Genomic DNA, 18,981 nt, shown 5'->3' with positions numbered 1-18,981 from the left:
TATTATGGGAAAATTAGCTGTACAGAAGTACTTTTCATTCACCATCCTTATTCTTACAGTCTTAGTTATGATTTTCACCCTCGTAGGTCTCTACGGAGGTGATGTTCAGCCTGCAGGAAACACGGCACGCGCCATGCTGGTATATGCGTTGCCGGTACTGATAGGAGCCAATTTGATATTGCTGGTTTTCTGGCTTATCATGCGCCGATGGCACTGGGCCATCATTCCGCTTATAGCCATCCTTTGCTGCATCCCATATGCTGGCACCATCTATCAATTCGGCTCATTGGATCCTGCTGCCGATTCCAAGCCCGGCATCAAGATTGCCACCTACAACGTGGCCATGTTCAGCCGTGAGACTTCAGGATTCATCGCTCAGGACATTCTCTCTGAGATGAAGAAACAGAAAGTGGATGTGGTTTGTTTCCAGGAGTATAACGACCACTGTGGCGACAAGAAGAACTCCGATTCCTACAAGGATTATTTCCCCTATATGGCACAGGGCGAGAGCGATATGATGATCTATAGCCGCTACCCCATCACTAAATCGAAAAATCTTAACTTCGAGATGACCAACAACAGTGCTATGTGGGCCGAGATCAACGTGAAGGGCACCGTGCTGCGCGTGTATAATGCGCACTTGGAGACCACTGGTATCAACTCCACCCTCCACAGAGCCAGTAAACTGATTAATCAGGGAATGGATATTGAGAGCAACGCGCTGATACGCGCCTTCTATGGCAACTATACACTGGGCATGATAGCCCGTTCGGGCCAGGCCAACATTCTGTCGATGGACATGCGCGAGTGCGAAGCCCCCATCATTGTATGCGGCGACTTCAACGATGTGCCCTACTCTTACGTCTATAACACCATGCTTGGCGACAAAGTTGATGGTTTCAAGGAGTGCGGTAGCGGATTTATGTACACCTTCCGTGGTGGCAACAAGAAGGTCCGCATCGACTACATCTTCCACGACAAGGGCATGGAGGGCATCACCTACTACAAGCGTGAGCTCAGCTACTCCGACCACAACCCCGTGTTTATGAAGATAGCACTCAATCAGCAGAAATAAAGAATCCCGCTACACGCGGGATTTTTTTTGCTTTACAGAGTCACACAATCTTGAACCTTACCCTGAACGAATGCTCTTGTTCGTCCCAGTTGGTGCCCAACAGTTCGAAGCGTCCTATCTGCGAGGTGGAGCGCACATGCTTGCCGATACAGGGGCACACATCATAATCGCCTATACGCACCAGTCGGATAGTCTCCGAGGCATCGTCGGGCAGTCGGTCGAGCGATACGTCATCAGGCAGATTGTCGCGCGTAACGAATTCGAAAGTCACAGGCAGGTCCTCTTCTATCAGTTCGTTCATCCGTCGCTCAATCTCACGCTCCTCAACGCGCGAAGGCTTCTGCTCGAGATGGAAACTCATCTTGCTCTTCTTGCGCTCCACATGGGCATTGAACGAGCGCCCGCAATCAAACATACGGATCATTGTCTGATTCAACAAATGCTCAGCCGTGTGGGCTGGCGGAAACTCCTCCTTATTGTGCTCATTGAGTATATAATCAGCCATAACATTAAAAATTTGGCGCAAAAATACGAATTTTGACTAAAAAAAACAAGTTTCTTGCAACTTTTTCCTACCTTTGTGCGTCAAACCTATAAAATAAACCAATTAAAATAGTAGAAAGTATGAAAAAAGTATTGTTTCTGATGGTAAGCGTTCTGGCACTTACATCATGCAAAGTCGATTTAGCCAACTGGGGTGCTAACCAAATCAAGCCAAGCGACGAGATTGTCACCAAGACCTACCAACTTGATGCCTTCGACGAGGTTTACATGAGCGGCGTGGGACATATCGAACTGATACAGGATGAGAAGAAAAGCGGCACCATCGAGCTGACCGCCCCCGATAACTATGTCGAGCTGTACAAGTTTGAGAGCAAAGACAGTAAGCTGTCTATCGGCTTCACCAAGAACAATATCAACCTGAATACCAAGCACGTCGATATCAAGGTTTATACCGCCGACCTCATCAAGCTGAAGAATGGCGGTGCTTCGAGCATTAACATGGAAAAGCTGGATACCGACCAGCTCACGATTATCAACAGCGGCGTGGGCAGCATCAAGATTGCAGGTATTGCCGACAATGTGGAGATGACCAACAGCGGTGTGGGCAGCATCGACGCTCAGGATCTGAAAGCGCTCAACGTCAAAGCCACCGTATCAGGTGTAGGCAGCATCACCTGCTATGCCTCCGAGAAGATTGAAGGCAGAGTATCAGGCGTTGGCTCACTGAAATATGCAGGCAACCCCAAGCAGACCGACAATCACCGCTCAGGCGTTGGCAGCATCAGCGAAATGTAAGAACAAAGCTGCAAACAGCAAGCCATAAATTAGGGCGACCACGATGGCCGCCCTTTATTTATGCTCTGAACTTCAGCACCATAGCGCTGTGTGGTTTCATCTCCAATGCCACAGCGCCATCGCGCTTCAACGTCAGCTTCAGCTTATGGCCCGAAAGCAGATCGGTGGCTGTAGCCCCCTTCTCTTTCAGCCTCAGATAGGCGAAAGCATGATCGGGGATCGTGATATTCACGGTTACCGGCAGCTCGTCGAAATTCACCACCACCAGTAATGTCTCACTGCCCGCCTTACGCAGGAACGCATACTGACGCTGCAGATGCCCGTTCACATACATCAGATCGAACGAAGCACCCTCCGTAACCGCCTTCTCGTTCTTAGCGATGTTCATCAGCTTCACATAGATATCGTGGAGATATTTCTCACGGATGGTGTATTTGCGGTTAGCCGCACGCACCATGGTGTCAACGCTCCAGTAATCGAAGATGGTAGTGCGCCCATCCTGTCCGCTGAATCCCTCGGCATCCATACCACGCTCGCCATACTCCTGTCCGAAGTAGATCATGAGCGGATTCTGGTACAACAGCGCCGATACAGCCAGCGCCGGCACACCCTTCAGCCCGTCGCCTGCAAAGAAGTCGCTGGCTATGCGCTGCTCGTCGTGATTCTCCAGGAAGTAGAGCATGTGCTGACGGATATCGTCAGTCTGCTGCCAGGCGCCCGTGATGGCGTGAGCCGACTGTCGGCCGCACATCACATCGCGCAGCGTGTCGTACATACCCACCTTATCATAGAGATAGTCGAAGCCAGCGCCCAGATAGTTGCGATATTCAGCCGGGTTATACACCTCGCCGATAAAGATGATCTCCGGATAGCGGTACTTCACCTTGTCGGTAGCCCACTGCCAGAAAGCCGTTGGCACCATCTCTGCCATGTCGCAACGGAATCCGTCCACACCCTTGGCAGCCCAGAACAGCAGGATATCCGTCATCTTATCCCACGTATTGGGGATAGGCGAAAAGTGCCCCACTCTGCCGGCATAGTAATCAAGACCGTAGTTCAGCTTCACCGTCTCATACCAGTCGTTCTGGCCCGGCGCATTGTTGAAACAGTCGTTACCCGTGGCCTTGGCAGGCTCCTCGGTATAAGGCTCGTTCTCGCCATGATACAGGTCGAAGTAAGGATGGAAACACTGTCCTGGACAATAGTAGAAGTTGTTCTGCGGCGAGAATCCCAGTTGCGGATTATCCTCCTCGCCCAGATCCTTCACGCCCTCAGGCTTACAGATAGAGTGATACTGACGTGCCACATGATTAGGCACAAAGTCGATGATCACCTTCAGTCCGGCTTGATGGCTACGCGCCACCAGTGCCTCGAACTCCTGCATGCGCAGGTCCACATCCACAGCCAGATCGGGATCGATATCATAGTAATCCGTGATGGCGTAAGGCGAGCCCGCCTTACCCTTCACCACAGCCGGATGCTGACGTGGAATGCCATATTGAGAGTAATCCGTTTGCGAAGCATGACGGATAACACCAGTGTACCAGATATGACTCACGCCCATCGCCCTGATTTTTTTCAGGACAGTGGGCGTGAAGTCGTTCAGTTTTCCGCAACCGTTCTCAGCCAGTGTACCATGCGCTTTCCGCGTGGTATTCCTATTGCCATACAGGCGCGTAAAAACTTGATAGATTATAGTCTTTGAACTTTGAGCTTTGAGCATTGAACTTTATGATTAGTTATTCTTTTGTTGCTTTTACAATTTTAGTTAGAATAGCAATAATCTTACTGCATTCATCATTTAGAGATTCAAACAGATTATCATCAAGACAATTTGCCTCATGTAGCAAATCTAACCAATATCCTGTTTCGGTTGCTTCCTTAAGAGCGATATTCATTTTGCTTGAAAAATCAGCTCTACTTTGAGCATTCTTTCCTTCAAACACATTTGCTCCAATACTTGTACCAGATCTGAATATCTGTTTAGACATTATAAACTCCTTCTTTTCTGTTTTAAGGAATTCATATAATTTAATAACGCGCAATGCGAAATTGCGCGCTATTATATAGATATCGTTCTCAACACTGCCTTTCAACATTTCCTAAAGTTCAATGTTCAAAGCTCAATGTTCAACGTTAGTCAATGCCGTGAGCATTGACGTCGCGGTTGATCTTAACGATCATGCCTTGGAGGGCCTTACCAGGACCACACTCAGTGAAGTCGTCGGCACCGTCGGCAATCATATTCTGCACGCTCTGAGTCCAGCGAACCGAGCTGGTGAGCTGCGCAATGAGGTTAGCCTTGATCTCAGCGGGATCGGTATGAGGCTTAGCGTCAACATTCTGATAAACAGGGCACTTAGGCGTCTTGATCTCAGTAGCCTCGATAGCAGCCTGGAGCTCGTCCTTAGCAGGCTGCATAAGTGGAGAGTGGAAAGCACCACCCACCTTGAGCACGAGTGCGCGCTTAGCACCAGCAGCCTTGAGCTGCTCGCAAGCCTCCTCGATAGCCTCTACATTACCACTGATAACCAGCTGTCCAGGGCAGTTATAGTTAGCAGCTACTACTACACCCTTGCCCATCTTGCTCACCTCGGCGCAAACCTCCTCAACCTTCTCATCAGGCAGAGCGATGATAGCAGCCATAGTTGAAGGCTGAGCCTCGCAGGCCTTCTGCATAGCCATAGCACGTGCATAAACCAGCTTCAGTCCATCCTCGAAGCTCAAAGCACCAGCAGCAGTCAGAGCAGAGAACTCGCCCAGTGAGTGGCCAGCAGCCATCTTAGGATCGAAAGCCTCACCCATGCAGAGTGCTGAAATCACGCTGTGCAGGAATACGGCAGGCTGAGTAACCTTGGTCTGCTTGAGTTCCTCATCAGTTCCAGCGAACATAATGTCGGTGATGCGATATCCGAGAATGTCGTTTGCTTTCTCAAAAAGTTCCTTTGCCAGTGGGTTGGTATCGTAGAGATCCTTACCCATTCCTACAAACTGTGCTCCCTGTCCGGGAAAAACAAATGCTTTCATCTTTTAATTTACAATTTTATTATTTACGATTTACAATTTATTTCCAATTTGGATATTTGTGCCATTTTGGTTCTTTCAGGATGCAAAATTACTAAAACTTTCTGAAAAATGCACCTCGAGCGCCATTTTTTTAAAGAAAGTGGTCATAATATCGAAAAATCTGTGTAATTTTGCACTTAGAAAGAGAATAGATGGCAAAAATGAAGTTAATTGTAATGACGAAACCCACATTCTTCGTCGAAGAGGACAAGATACTAGCAGACCTCTTCGAAGAGGGATTGGAGAATCTTCACCTCTATAAGCCAGGCGCCTCACCAATGTATTCTGAGCGCTTGCTTACCCTTCTTGGCGAAGATTATCACAACAAGATAACCGTTCACGGACACTTCTATCTGAAAGAGGAATATCACCTGCGTGGTATTCATATAGACGATGCGCACACCGAGCCCCCAATAGGCTATAAGGGGAATATCAGCCGTACGTGCCACGCAATCGACGAGCTGAAGGACACGAAGAAGAAATCGAACTACGTGTTCCTGCACTCTATCTTTGACAGCCAGACCAATGCCAACGAGAAGCAGTCGTTCACGATGGACGAGCTGCGCGAGGCCTCGAAGCAGGGCCTCATCGACAAGAAGGTCTATGCCCTTGGCGGCATGAATCTCGACCGCGTGAAGGAGATCAAGGATCTGGGCTTTGGCGGCCTCGTGATATGTGGTGACCTGTGGAACCGATTCAACATCCACAACGAGATTGACTACAAGGCGCTGCTCACTCACTTCGAGAAGCTGCGCAAAACCATAGAATAGGGAAAAATGAACTAACTTCAAAAAAATAGGTATTTAAATCATGAGTGAAAAAAGCTCTTACATGGTATTCTCAGGCACAGCAACGAGATACCTGGCAGAAAGAATCTGTCAAAGTCTGGGTTGCCCATTAGGCCAGTTGCAAATCACCAAATTCTCAGATGGAGAGTTTGCCGTTTCTTACGAGGAAAGTATTCGTGGACGCGACGTCTTCCTGGTACAAAGCACATTCCCCAATTCCGACAATCTGATGGAGTTGCTGCTGATGATCGATGCAGCCAAGCGTGCTTCGGCCCGCACCATCAACGCCGTCATCCCCTACTTCGGATGGGCACGTCAGGACCGCAAGGATAAGCCACGTGTCAGCATCGGTGCCAAGCTGGTTGCCGACCTGCTGAGTGCAGCTGGTGTGAACCGTGTGATCACGATGGACCTCCATGCCGATCAGATCCAGGGATTCTTCAATGTGCCCGTTGATCATCTGTATGGTTCCAACGTCATCCTGCCCTATCTCCAGCAGCTGAACCTCGACGAGCTGGTGATAGCCTCTCCCGATGTAGGTGGTTCTAAGCGTGCCAGCACCTACGCCAAGTATCTGGGATGCCCCCTGGTACTGTGCAACAAGACCCGTGCGCGCGCCAATGTGGTAGCCACCATGCAGATCATTGGTGAGGTAGAAGGCAAGAACGTGGTGATTATCGACGATATGGTTGACACCGCCGGCACCATCACCAAGGCAGCCGACCTGATGAAGGAGCACGGCGCCCTTACTGTTCGCGCTTGCGCCAGCCACTGCGTGATGAGTGGTCCTGCCAGCGATCGTGTACAGGAGTCGGCCCTCGAGGAGATTGTATTCACCGATTCCATCCCTTACACACAGCGTTGCGCTAAGGTTAAGCAGCTGTCGGTAGCCGACATGTTTGCTGAGGCCATCCGTCGAGTTATCGACAACAAGAGCATTAGCGACCTGTACATTGTATAATATTAATGAAGATCAGAACCATCATCGGACTGGCTGCGACGGGAATCATTGCCTGCGCATGCCAGTCTGATTCGTATCAGATAAAAGGTTACGCACGCCAGCTGCAGGATGGCGATACCATCACGCTCCAGCTGGAGGATAGCCAGCAGATACTGGGCCAGACGCTTGTTGCCGAGGGTAAGTTCAGTTTCTCGGGCACTACCGATACCACCGTGTTCTGTCGTGCCTACCAGAACAGCCAGCCCCTCACCGCCATCAGCTTCTTCCTTGAGCCAGGCAGCATCACCATCGAGTTGCACCCCTACCCCAAACCATCGCGTGTTTCGGGCACGGTTCTCAACAACCAGTGGCAGCAGCTCAACGACTCCGTCCAGCTATTGGGCGACCAGCTGATACGCCTGGCAGAACGCTCTGCCACGCCCGATGCCGGAAATCGGCCGCAGCTACAGCAGCGTATCGACAGTCTGCATCGCGCCCTGTCAGGCTGCATTATCAACACAGCCCGGCGCAACCAGGATAATGTATTAGGAAAATATATCCGACAGAATTACAAAGAACCCGAGTTCAAATGAACCCGGGTTCTTTTCTTATTATGCATTGTAGTTAGGAAGTTCCAACCACTTGATGTAGCAGAAGTCCTGACGGTGAGGCAGGTTCTTGTGCTTAGGATACATGCGCACAGCACTCTTGTACTGACCAGCCTGCTGTGGCGACAGTGTAGCCTCGAAGATATAGTTATTACCCTCATGACCAACCATCTTCAGAGGCTCGATCGAGAAGATGCGCTCCTCGCCCTCCTTGTTGATATACACGTTCACCTTCTCCAGGGCCACAGCGTCGTCCAGTCCCTGCTCGTTGATCACGTAGCGCACGGTGTACTTCTGGGCAGTCTCAATGCCAGCTACAGGATAGTCCCAAGTGCACGATACCACGTTGATGGCATCCCAGCGCTCGGCCACAGCCTCCTTCCACTGAGCAATCTCCTTGGCCAGACGGTTGTTGTCCTTCGAGAGCTCCTTGAAGCGCTTAGCCTGCTTGTTGTAGAACTTCTCGTAGTAGTCGTCCAGCTGGCGCTTCATGGTGTAGTGAGGCGCAATCTGGGCAATCGAGTTCTTGATCACCTTGATCCATCCCTCGCTGATACCCTTCTTGTTCTTATTATAATAAAGCGGTACGATCTCGTTCTCCAGCAGTCCGTAGATGGTAGCGGCATCCAGGTTGTCCTGGTAGCCCTGTGCCTGGTAGGTACGCTTCTCGGTGAGCGCCCATCCGGCACCCTCGCGATAGCCCTCAAGCCACCATCCGTCCTTTACACTCAGGTTTACCACACCGTTCATCTCGGCCTTCTCGCCCGATGTACCCGAAGCCTCGAGTGGACGTGTAGGTGTGTTCATCCAGATGTCAACACCCGATACCAATCGACGAGCCAGCAGGAAGTCGTAGTCCTCCAGGAAGATGATCTTACCCAGGAACTCAGGACGCTGCGAGATTTCGTAGATACGCTGTATCAGACCCTGACCGGCACCGTCGGCGGGGTGAGCCTTACCTGCGAACAGGAAGATAACTGGGTGCTCAGGATCGTTCACAATCTTCGACAGACGCTCCAGGTTGGTGAACAGCAGGTGTGCGCGCTTGTAAGTAGCGAAACGACGGCAGAAACCGATTACCAGAGCGTTAGGATTCATGCTCTCAAGCAGCGAAACCACACGCGAAGGATCGCCCTGGTTCTTGAGCCACTTCTCGCGGAACTGCTCCTTGATATAGTCGAACAGCTTGTTCTTCAGCGCCATACGTGTCTCCCAGATCTCCTCGTCGGGACAGTTGTAGATGCCGTGCCATATCTCCTCGTTGCTCTGATCGCTCATGTGCTTGGCATCGAAGTACTTGGCATACACCTTGCGCCACTCGGTAGCACACCATGTTGGGAAGTGCACACCGTTGGTCACGTAGCCCACGTGGTTCTCCTCAGGATAGTAGCCTGCCCAGATGGGGGCAAACATCTTCTGGCTAACCCAGCCGTGCAGCTTGGATACACCGTTCACCTCCTGACAGGTGTTGCAGGCGAATGTACTCATACAGAAGCGCTCGCCGTGGTCATCAGGATTGGTACGACCCATGCCGATGAACTCATCCCACGAGATACCTAACTTCTGTGGGTAACCACCCATGTACTTGCCGAACAGACCCTCGTCGAAGTAGTCGTGACCAGCTGGTACAGGTGTGTGAACCGTATAGAGCGAAGAGGCGCGCACCAGCTCCATAGCCTGGTTGAAGGTCAGACCCTCGTCGATATAGTCGCACAGGCGCTGCAGGTTGCAGAGTGCTGCGTGTCCCTCGTTACAGTGGTAGATATCCTTCTTGATGCCCAGCTTCTTGAGCAGCAACATACCACCGATACCCAGCAGTATCTCCTGCTTCAGGCGGTTCTCCCAGTCGCCACCATACAGGCTGTGGGTGATAGGCTTGTCGAACTCCGAGTTCATATCGTTGTCGGTATCCAGCAGGTACAGCTTTACACGACCCACGTTCACACGCCACACATAAGCGTGCACCTGGTAGTTGGTGTAAGGCACATCGATCACCATGGGATTGCCATCCTGGTCGAGCTGGCGCTCGATAGGCAGGTTGCCGAAGTTCTGGCTCTCGTAGTTAGCCACCTGCTGTCCCTCCATCGAGAGGCTCTGTGTGAAGTATCCGAAACGATACAGGAAACCCACGGCACACATATCGACGTTCGAGTCGGAAGCCTCCTTCACGTAGTCGCCGGCCAGCATACCCAGACCGCCTGAATAGATTTTCAGAGCCGAGTGGATACCGTACTCCATACAGAAGTAAGCCACTGATGGGCGCTTCTTGTCGGGCTCTACATCAATATATTCGTGGAATAATTTATAGACGCTCTTGATACGTTTCATCAACGCCTTGTCCTTAACAATCTTCTCTTTTCGGGCGAAACTCAGGCGCTCCAGCAGCATCACCGGATTGTGTTTCACCTCGTGATAAAGCTCAGGGTCAAGGTCGCGGAACAAGTCACGTGCCTCGTAGTTCCATACCCACCACATGTTGTGGGCAATCTCGTCCAAACACTTCAGTTCTTCAGGAAGACTTGACTTCACGGTCAGCTCCTTCCACATTGGAGCATTTGCATAATCAGCTTTAATTTTCACCATAATATTTACAATTTAACAATGTACAATTTATAATTTATTTCTCAATTCTGGCTTTCGCCTTTCTCAGGGCAATATCATACGCCTCGTAATAGTATTCGATAAATTCACTCCAGAGTGCCTTTTTCGATAAGGCCTCAGCATGCTTGCGGCACGTCTCGATCTGCTTTTGCGTCATGTTCGAGAAGTCGGCCACAGTGTCCTTGATGGCATCAGCCACCTCGCTGTAGTTGTAGTCTGTGCGATGAATCACCTTCACACCATCCTCCAGCTGTCCCTCATGGCCGAACACGGTGTTGGCCCAAAGTCCGAAACCAGCCAGATCGGTGGTGATACAAGGCACCTTGAAGGCGATGGCCTCCAGCGGTGTGTAGCCCCATGGCTCATAGTACGATGGGTAGATACACAGGTCGTTACCCAGCACGATGTCGTAGTAGGTCATGTTCACGATACCATCGTTACCGTCCAGATAGCAAGGCAGGAATATCACCTTCACGTTCTCATCCTTACGGTTGTGCATATCGTAGTATTTCATCATGCCCAGCACGTTGTCGTGACTCATATTGTGCAGCCAGTGTGTCAGCTGTGGCACATCCAAGGGCTCATTGAACTTTGAACTTTGAGCTTTGAACTTTGAACTTTGAGCCAGTCGCTCCTGCAGGTCCTTGCGTGGCTCTCCCACCCATCCGGGCACCTCGATAAAAGCCACCACCTTCTTCTTCAGGTCGCGATCGCGCAGCAGTCGGTTCATCGCCTCCACAAACACGTCGATACCCTTATTGCGGAACTCATAGCGCCCCGATGTCGAAATCAGCAGTGTGTCGTCGTCCAGGTCCTCGCCCAGCAGCGCGTTGGCTATATCCAGCATCTTGCGTCGTGCCGCCTTGCGCTTGCGTGCAAACTTAGCCGCACTGGGCACAAAGCTGTTGTCGAAACCATTGGGCAGCACCACATCCACGGGCTTATCCAGCAGTTCCACGCACTCCTTGGCGGTGATGTCGCTCACAGTGGTAAAGCAGTCCACATAGTGGGCCGTCTGCTTCTCAATCGAGTGTTTGCTCTGCATGTTCAGCTCGCCCGCCATCTGGTCGCCGTTATAGGCAAACAGGTAGTCGTAGAGCGGCTTCTGGTTGCCGGCTATCGAGCGTCCGATACTGGTGGCGTGGGTGGTGAAGATAGTACCGATCTGGGGCAGATGGTTGTTCAGATACAAGGCGCCCAGTCCGCACATCCATTCGTTGGCGTGATAGATCACCTTTGTACCCTTCTCCGTCCATTCGCCGTTCTCCTTCTTCCACTGGTAGAAACTCTCTACCACCAGTGCAGCCGCATACGAGAACATCGACGCCTCGTCATAGTCGCCATAAGCGTGCAACGAATCCACGCCGTAGTTCTCCCACAGCCAGCCGTATATCTCATTCTTCTTTTCGAAGTAAGGATTAAAGTCAACCAGTATAGCAATAGGCTCACCAGGCACAGTCCATCGGCCCACTCTCACCTTCAGTCCCTGCTCTTTCGCTTCCCATTGCCAATCGGCAAAGAGGGAAGTCTCCTCTCTGAAATAAGGGCTCTCTTGTTCTTTCCAAAAATCAGGACCAATGAAGATGATTTTATCCCGAAGAGCCTCTTGCAGTGTTTTAGCACGGGTAGAAAGGACGGTATAGATTCCACCAACTTTATTACAGACCTCCCAACTTGACTCGAAGATGAAGTCCGGTGTTAATCGCTTATTTGCCATGTTATATTATCTTTTGCTGCAAAGATACATTAAAATTTCTAAAATATGCAAGTTTTCTTCTAAATTTTTTCCCGTAAACGTTTAAATAATGATTTAGATTAGTTATCTTTGCCTGCGTTTTTCGCATAAGTATTGATTATGAACAAGTTAATAGCCTTCGCCGTGGGCTGTATGGTGTCGTTAGGAGCCTTCGCTCAGAATCCGTCAGAGCCCTTTCGCGCGTACCTTATAAATAAAGAGTTCGACATCTTCCTTCATATCAATTTTTATGAACAAGACGTCACGGTGCCTGGCCAGGAGCTTTTGGGCCAGCTGCCCGGCTATTTAGGCAAGAACCACAATCCCTTTGCGTGGCTCATCACCTCGGCCGAAGTGAAGGGGCACAAGGCCACCCTGCAGCTCGTCAACGATTATGGCAGCGAGGACCTCACCGCCACCCTCACCCGCAAGAACGATTCCATCTACGTATTGAAGCAGGAGTCAGGCAGTCCGCTCAAGGTGCCCAGCAAGGGCAAGTGGCTCAAGCTCCCCAAAACCCTCACCCTCCAGCGCAAGTAGTAACTAAGCTCATCTATACATATTTCAGAACATCGCTTTCAGAAACAGCGTCCTGTCGGCCAGAAGCCAGTCCACGGTGAACCTCTCATTCCGCTTCAGCCATCGCGCTGCTGAGTGTTCCTTCAGCGTATAGCCACTATCCAAGTGGCACAGATAGCAGTACATCGTCATGCGGAACTTAGGGTAATCCCATTCTATCTTTTCCAGATAGCGCTCTATGGTTATTTCCGCAGCCAGTTCCTCGCGTATCTCACGCTTCAGCGCCTCCTCGTGCGTCTCGTCCGGCTCAATCTTTCCCCCGGGAAACTCCCATTTTCCCTTCATATCGCCGTATCCACGCTGCGTCACGAATATGCGGTCCTTGTTGTCATGTATCACCGCCGCCACCACATGTATATGATTCATATCGCGCAGCCGTTTTTCCTCAGCCTCCATGGCCAGGCGTTTTCTCTCTTTCTCTCTCGCTTTCTTTTTCCTTCTTCGTTCTCTGAAGCCCCCTCCCGAATTCCTGCCGATAAGCCAGTAGAGTAGCAAGTAGCCTCCTATTGTAGCCAAAGCCTGCCATGGCGATGCCCATATAAACAGCGCCACAATCAGTATGATAACCAGATACAGCCCTAAGCTGCCAGTCAAGAGAACAAGAATCCACCACATATCAGTTTAATTTTATCTATTCCGCCACAAAAGTAGCACATTTTTCAATAAAAACAAATATTATCCAAAAATATTTGGTACATATCAGAATAATTCTTTTTTTTTGCAACATAAAAAAGTAAATCATAATTTAGGTTAGTCTTTTCTTCGCAGTGATGCAAGAAAGACGTAGTTGTTAAGTAATTATAGAGGAATCAGCAGCGATGCTCATTCCTTTTTTAAAAAAAGTGTTCAGTCTATTGAACACTTTTCATGCAAATTTGTTCAGTCCACTGAACATTTAACATAAAAACAGCGCTTTTTCGCCCTGATTTGTTCAGTCTATTGAACACTTTTCATACAAATTTGTTCAGTCCACTGAACACATCGCCTCTATCACCATCACATCCGCAGGCAACCACTTCACGCTGTCCAGCTCACCCTGTCTCAACCATCGTGCAGCCTCATGCTCGTTCAGGTGCATAGCCTCATCCTTCAACGAGCACCAATAACAATGCATAGTGAGATGAAACTTCGGGTAATCATACTCCACCGTACAGATATATTTATCCACGCTGATCTCAGCCGACAGTTCCTCCCGTATCTCCCTCACGAGCGCCTCTTCTGGTGTTTCCCCGGGTTCCATTTTTCCGCCAGGAAACTCCCACCAGTCCTTCCACTCACCATATCCCCGCTGTGTGGCAAATAGTTTATCACCCTTGCGTATCACCGCCGCTACAACTTCAATTTGTTTCATTATACTACTGCTCTATGTTTTGCGATATTCAACATTGATGCTGGCATAGGTGTTTTAAGACGCCAAACAATCTCCATGGGTTTTGCACCTTGCCACTTTACTAATTTCACTTCTCCAAGATACGTAAAAGCCATAGTTCTATCTGGAGCTTCTGGATAACTATTCTGCTGACGTACAAAAAGAAGCATAGTTTGGGTTTGGTTTATATAATTTTTACCAGCTTGTGATGAAGGACTTACTTTATTTTGAGTTTCCCAGTTAAACAACAACTCATTGATAGCAAAATCGTTATAGTTGGTATTTGAGCCTTCTTCTCTATCCTTAATAATATCAACAAACATGGCCTCAACATTCAACCGTTTGTTTCTTTCACATCCTTCACGACAGGAAGATTTCTTTTCTATAGATGAAGTCTCAATTGCAACAAATATCTGATCCTTGGTGTAAACACCATGAAGCTTTAGTGGGAAATTCATGATTGAAGAATTATCTTCCATCTCATAAGCTTCACATCTATTTTTAAGCAACACTATAAGTTCTTTCATTTCCTCGCAAAAGAGTTCATCCAACGAAAGGTCGTTAAACATGCCCTGCAAGTTCAAGTATTTTCCTGCCTCTTGGAACATATCGTAATAGAACATCAAAGCCATCTTCTGCTCGATGAAATTCATTTCATCCACTCTCACATTGAAGTTGCGAGAGGCAAGTTTTTCTAAGAACGAAAAATATGTATACGAATCCGTTGACAGCCACTTCTTATACACAGCACGCTTTAATTCATTTTCAAATCGAGAACTACGATATGTTTTTCCCGCCAAGTTAAGCAGTCCCTGCCATGTAAAGTTCTTATAGAATTTCTCAAGTGGAATCTGATGCAAATTAATAAAGTTTGCTAGGGTAAGCGGCCTGTCAGTTTCACTTCCATACGACTGAATCCATGTAATAACTCTATTTTTACGGAAAGAGCCTATTGCAGCCCTTATGTTTTCAAGAATATACTCTTTAGCTTTGGCTTCGAGTGTAATATGGCAGCCTAATGGCAAATGAGGAAAATCTTTTTCTAACTCTTCAGCAACACTCATGGATGTTCGTCCAATAAGCCTTCTGAATCTGTCAGTATAGTTGAACTCCTTGTTGCAATGGCCAACAAAGTCGAGTATGGTAACATAATCTTTGCCTTCAGCTTTACGAAGTCCACGCCCAAATTGCTGCAAAAACACAGTTAAACTCTCAGTTGGACGTAAAAACAATATCGTATCAACCTCTGGGATATCCACACCCTCGTTAAACATATCTACAACAAACAGATAGTTAATCTTCTTTTCTTTTAGCTGTCTGCTCCACTTTACACGCTCAGCTCCATTGTCACTAACAAGATAAGCAGATTTTAATCCTGCCAGCTGGAACTTTGCAGCCATATTCTTTGCATGCTCAACATCTACACAGAAACAAAGTGCACGTACATCATGAAAATTAGGAAGATATTCTTCAATTTTTCTAAGAATCAATCCTGTACGCAGGTCATTTTCCGTATAAACTTTCGAGAGTTCAGATATCACATATCTTCCACCTCGCCAAGTTACTGTTGTTAAGTCAACCCCATCAGTAATTCCATAATAATTGAATGGCGCTAGTAGTCGATTATTCAATGCGTCATCAAGTCGTATTTCAGCAGATATCTTTCCATCAAAATCTTTAGTAATATCTTCGCCGTCCATACGCTCTGGTGTTGCAGTTAGACCCAACAAAATCTTTGACTTAAACCTACTAAGTATCTTTCTATAAGAATCGGCTGCTATATGGTGTACCTCATCAAAAATGATATAATCAAAAAAATCGTCAGCTAAATCCAACTCCTCCAAATGATTATTCAACATGTCTTTCGATGCGAACAAATGTGTGTAAGCCTGAGGCACTACATCGCCATACCACAAATCGCCAAAATTCTCATCCTGTAATACCGTTCTGAATGTGCGACAGGACTGTTTTAAAATCTCCTCACGATGTGCAATAAATAAGAAGTTAGCACGTGGATTATTATCTCTAAAGTTCTTATAATCGAATGCAGCAATAACCGTTTTACCCGTACCAGTTGCTGCTACCACCAAATTCCGATAATGACCAAATATTTCTCTTTCCAGCTTTAGCTTCTCCAAGATTTCGCCTTGATAGTCGTGTGCTTTTATCAAATCAAGCACACTGTAATCTATCGTTTCTGACTTCACTCCTGAAAGCGCCTCTTTCAATCGCTCATCATCTCTTCCTGAAACATATGTTTCAAACAGGGAATTTCCCCAATACGAGTCAAAAGTGTGGCGAATCTCCTTAATGATGTGTGGAAGCTCTTGTTGCGTTACCTTTACATTCCACTCGAGACCTTCTGTTAAAGCAGCCTCCGACAAATTCGATGAACCAACATAAGCAGTATGGAATCCTGTTTTCCTAAGGAAAAGGTAAGATTTCGCATGAAGCCTATCAATCGCAGAATTATAAGAGATTTTAATTTCTGTATTAGGAAGTGTAGCTAACTTCTTGATTGCATTATAATCTGTAGCACCTATATAGGTCGTAGTTATAACGCGCAGTTTCTTTCCACTCTGTGTATAATCTTTTAGCTGATTAAATATCAAATTTAATCCTGTGCTCCTAATAAACGACACTAACAAACATATTTCATCTGCAGATTGTATCTCGCGTTTCAACTCGCTTTCTAAAGATACTTGTTTACTAGAGCCTGTAAATAATGTACTACGAACAAGCGATGTTATTGGCGTTATATCACAAATATACTCTGCAATATTTGGAAATTCGCATTTTGTCCTATCTACTACTGCTGTTAAAATCTCTGCCTTTGCAGACAGAAGGTTTGTATCTTCTATATAGAATTTCTGAGCTAAATGTTTTATAATATCATTAGCCAGGTTTACTGCCTTATTTACACTTTCTTCATCCTGATTGAACTGTGAAAAAACATCGACAAACAAGCCATAAAGGTATCTTGATAGATAACTAGCCACATTGTCTTTAGTCATTGGCTGTTTACCTATATAGAATTCATGTTTATCTACCCCATCGAGTTTTACCTCGAATAACTTATTGATGATTTGCTCGTATAAACCAAGTTCTATCATATCGTATGATATTTATTGTCTGCAAAGATAATAACATTTTTCTGGAAACACAGAAAATGAACCAAAAAGATTATCTAATTAAGCGTATATTTACATTTTGGATAGTTGGAGCACCCATAAAAACTACCGTACTTACCATGTCGTAATACTAACGTTCCTCCACATCTGGGACAGACACCTGTAGCAATCTTATGATTTTCTTCCTTGATAGCTGCCCTCAGATTCCGCACATGGGTTTTATTATCAACGATTTCTCTTAGGTCTTCTACATCCAAACGGATGACTACATCATGTAATTCAGTTTCACTTAGATAGCTTGTGGTATAACTTCGTATCAAATCCAAAAGGTTATAATCGTAAACCACAGGAATACTTGATTCCACATTAGCTAAAACTGCATTGCCACAAAATACGACTATGGGAACAATGGGCAAATACTTCCAATCTTTTAAATAGTTTTTAAGCGTATAAGAATGAGCGAGGGATTGTTTAACAGGATTATAAAAGCGGCTCTTCTTAACGTATGTATATGTTTTCCACCATTTCTTTTCGTAAGTAACATCCGTAATAATCATCTGCGTCCAATACCTGCGATTATCGTCACCATAAATCTCGCCTCGATAGTTTTTGGTTTCGATAGCAAACACACCATATCTGGAAACAACGATATGATCTATCTGTGTGGTGCCTTTCTTAGTTTTAAGCATCACATCCTTAAAAACATAATACTCATCAGGTAGCTGCATCAAGATATTGTGTACCCTATCCTCCCCTACATGTCCTTTGTATGTGGCAGTGTTAATCCACCCTCTACGGATGAATAAGATAATAATAGTGGCTGCAATTAATATAAACAGAATATTATATATTTCTACCATATTTCATCAAGAATCTTTAAAGCCTCGTCAAGGGTGCATTCTTTCGTTCTTGCAAAATCTCATAAACCCCAATAGCCATATTGAGATTTAGAAGTCGCAAAAGTACAAAATAAATTGGAAATTCCTATTAAAATCAAAGAAAAATGAAGTTTTTTCTTTCAATTGTTTGGAACGTATCAGAATAATTCTTATCTTTGCAGCGTCAAAAGGTTACTTTTGGCTATCCGGGTAAGTTTCCCGCGTGAGGGTAAGGCTTTATCGATACTGCCCATTTTAAAAAGAGTTACTTCGGTAGCTCTTTTTATTTTATGTATTTAGCAATAAATATTTTGTGGAATATTCTATTCTCTGCATCTTCCCGTATAACAGAAATAGACTTACGTCCTTTAAACACTAACACTTCAATCGCATTTGGATTCTTTTCGAAATATAACTTAATGTTACGCGCCAAAGCTACAGGGTTATAATCTACTGCCATGTTTAAAAGAACGCGATTAGTTTGTCCGATCGATTCAAAAAGACGATTTCCAACCGAATTCTTTCCAAATATGGTTTTCAGGTCGAACATCTTGAAAACTCCCTTCCGTTCGAAGATAAAATCGGCAGTTCTGATGCCTTTGGGGTTAGGAAGTATGAACACACGATAACCATGTTCTACAGCTTTACGGGCGGCATTAAGCAGGTTTTCGAAATCAGCATCATGTTCGCCTCCTACGCTATATATGCCCATTTCGCCATTAATCGGTGTAAATGCTCTATGAGTTGCGATATACTTTAGTTGGGCCACAAATGCAGGACCTCGCAACGTGTGCAAGTCCTCCAGCAAGGTATTAAGATCCCTTGTTGGCTGCTCGGAAGCGATCCACTTTGAAGAGGAAAACTCTTCAAAATTATCGTATTCTGCAATATCCTCTTGTATCATATATTCTG

15 protein-coding genes and 2 pseudogenes are annotated in these 18,981 nt (G+C 46.8%); 6 read left to right on the top strand and 11 right to left on the bottom strand.

The genetic code is table 11. The annotated features are described in order from the left end of the window. Positions 1-4: 4 nt before the first annotated feature. Positions 5-1,075 carry an endonuclease/exonuclease/phosphatase family protein gene (locus T491_RS0112690; protein ID WP_081773383.1) on the top strand — a complete coding sequence of 357 codons (1,071 nt, stop codon included), beginning with the start codon at positions 5-7 and terminating at the stop codon, positions 1,073-1,075. Positions 1,076-1,115: 40 nt separating this feature from the next. Here T491_RS0112690 and T491_RS0112685 read toward each other — a convergent pair. Continuing rightward, positions 1,116-1,574: pseudogene (locus T491_RS0112685) on the bottom strand (hypothetical protein); the annotation flags it as partial. Between the two features lie 125 nt (positions 1,575-1,699). Here T491_RS0112685 and T491_RS17210 point away from each other — a divergent pair. Then, positions 1,700-2,374: a head GIN domain-containing protein gene (locus tag T491_RS17210; RefSeq protein WP_081773382.1), complete on the top strand. Its 675-nt coding sequence runs from the start codon at positions 1,700-1,702 to the stop codon at positions 2,372-2,374. A 67-nt stretch (positions 2,375-2,441) separates the two neighbouring features. Here the strand turns inward: T491_RS17210 and T491_RS0112675 are convergent. From T491_RS0112675 to fabD, 3 genes and pseudogenes are all read right to left on the bottom strand, one after another. Beyond that, positions 2,442-4,097: pseudogene (locus T491_RS0112675) on the bottom strand (alpha-amylase family glycosyl hydrolase); the annotation flags it as partial. Between the two features lie 16 nt (positions 4,098-4,113). Continuing rightward, the gene (locus T491_RS0112670) at positions 4,114-4,473 is read right to left on the bottom strand and encodes a four helix bundle protein (RefSeq protein WP_028904222.1); all 360 of its coding nucleotides are present in this window, start codon (positions 4,471-4,473) and stop codon (positions 4,114-4,116) included. Positions 4,474-4,510: 37 nt separating this feature from the next. Then, a complete protein-coding gene (gene fabD / locus T491_RS0112665; RefSeq protein WP_028904221.1) occupies positions 4,511-5,401 on the bottom strand; it encodes an ACP S-malonyltransferase in 891 nt (296 codons plus the stop codon). Positions 5,402-5,601: 200 nt separating this feature from the next. On the opposite strand from fabD, the gene T491_RS0112660 reads away from it, so the two are divergent. The 3 genes from T491_RS0112660 to T491_RS0112650 are packed head-to-tail and all read left to right on the top strand — an operon-like array spanning position 5,602 to position 7,761. Next, positions 5,602-6,210, top strand: a complete 609-nt coding sequence (locus T491_RS0112660) for a thiamine phosphate synthase (protein WP_028904220.1) — start codon at positions 5,602-5,604, stop codon at positions 6,208-6,210. A gap of 40 nt (positions 6,211-6,250) precedes the next feature. Further along, positions 6,251-7,189, top strand: coding sequence for a ribose-phosphate pyrophosphokinase (locus T491_RS0112655; RefSeq protein WP_028904219.1), 939 nt, complete (start codon positions 6,251-6,253; stop codon positions 7,187-7,189). A 5-nt stretch (positions 7,190-7,194) separates the two neighbouring features. Next, positions 7,195-7,761: a DUF4369 domain-containing protein gene (locus tag T491_RS0112650; RefSeq protein WP_028904218.1), complete on the top strand. Its 567-nt coding sequence runs from the start codon at positions 7,195-7,197 to the stop codon at positions 7,759-7,761. A gap of 18 nt (positions 7,762-7,779) precedes the next feature. Here the strand turns inward: T491_RS0112650 and glgP are convergent, their stop codons facing one another. Both glgP and T491_RS0112640 read right to left on the bottom strand, forming a co-directional pair. After that, positions 7,780-10,356: an alpha-glucan family phosphorylase gene (glgP, locus tag T491_RS0112645; RefSeq protein WP_028904217.1), complete on the bottom strand. Its 2,577-nt coding sequence runs from the start codon at positions 10,354-10,356 to the stop codon at positions 7,780-7,782. 37 nt (positions 10,357-10,393) lie between these two features. Further along, positions 10,394-12,094 carry a glycogen/starch synthase gene (locus T491_RS0112640; RefSeq protein WP_028904216.1) on the bottom strand — a complete coding sequence of 567 codons (1,701 nt, stop codon included), beginning with the start codon at positions 12,092-12,094 and terminating at the stop codon, positions 10,394-10,396. A gap of 138 nt (positions 12,095-12,232) precedes the next feature. Between T491_RS0112640 and T491_RS0112635 the strand changes: the two genes are divergently transcribed. Beyond that, positions 12,233-12,652: a hypothetical protein gene (locus T491_RS0112635; RefSeq protein ID WP_028904215.1), complete on the top strand. Its 420-nt coding sequence runs from the start codon at positions 12,233-12,235 to the stop codon at positions 12,650-12,652. 24 nt (positions 12,653-12,676) lie between these two features. On the opposite strand, the gene T491_RS0112630 is transcribed toward T491_RS0112635, so the two are convergent. From T491_RS0112630 to T491_RS0112610, 5 genes are all read right to left on the bottom strand, one after another. After that, complete coding sequence (locus tag T491_RS0112630; protein ID WP_028904214.1) at positions 12,677-13,057, bottom strand: (deoxy)nucleoside triphosphate pyrophosphohydrolase; 381 nt, start codon at positions 13,055-13,057, stop codon at positions 12,677-12,679. 598 nt (positions 13,058-13,655) lie between these two features. Further along, a complete protein-coding gene (locus T491_RS0112625; protein ID WP_028904213.1) occupies positions 13,656-14,042 on the bottom strand; it encodes a (deoxy)nucleoside triphosphate pyrophosphohydrolase in 387 nt (128 codons plus the stop codon). Beyond that, positions 14,042-17,173 (bottom strand): DEAD/DEAH box helicase, encoded by a 3,132-nt coding sequence (locus tag T491_RS0112620; protein WP_028904212.1) that lies wholly within the window; start codon positions 17,171-17,173, stop codon positions 14,042-14,044. The genes T491_RS0112625 and T491_RS0112620 overlap by 1 nt, the downstream gene beginning before the upstream one ends. Positions 17,174-17,247: 74 nt before the next feature. Continuing rightward, positions 17,248-18,051 (bottom strand): NERD domain-containing protein, encoded by an 804-nt coding sequence (locus T491_RS0112615; protein WP_028904211.1) that lies wholly within the window; start codon positions 18,049-18,051, stop codon positions 17,248-17,250. Positions 18,052-18,352: 301 nt separating this feature from the next. Next, positions 18,353-18,973 carry a hypothetical protein gene (locus T491_RS0112610; RefSeq protein ID WP_028904210.1) on the bottom strand — a complete coding sequence of 207 codons (621 nt, stop codon included), beginning with the start codon at positions 18,971-18,973 and terminating at the stop codon, positions 18,353-18,355. Positions 18,974-18,981 lie beyond the last annotated feature (8 nt).

The organism is Prevotella sp. P6B4 (genome assembly GCF_000619985.1).
Lineage (GTDB): Bacteria > Bacteroidota > Bacteroidia > Bacteroidales > Bacteroidaceae > Prevotella.
This window is presented reverse-complemented; position numbering and strand designations above follow the sequence as displayed.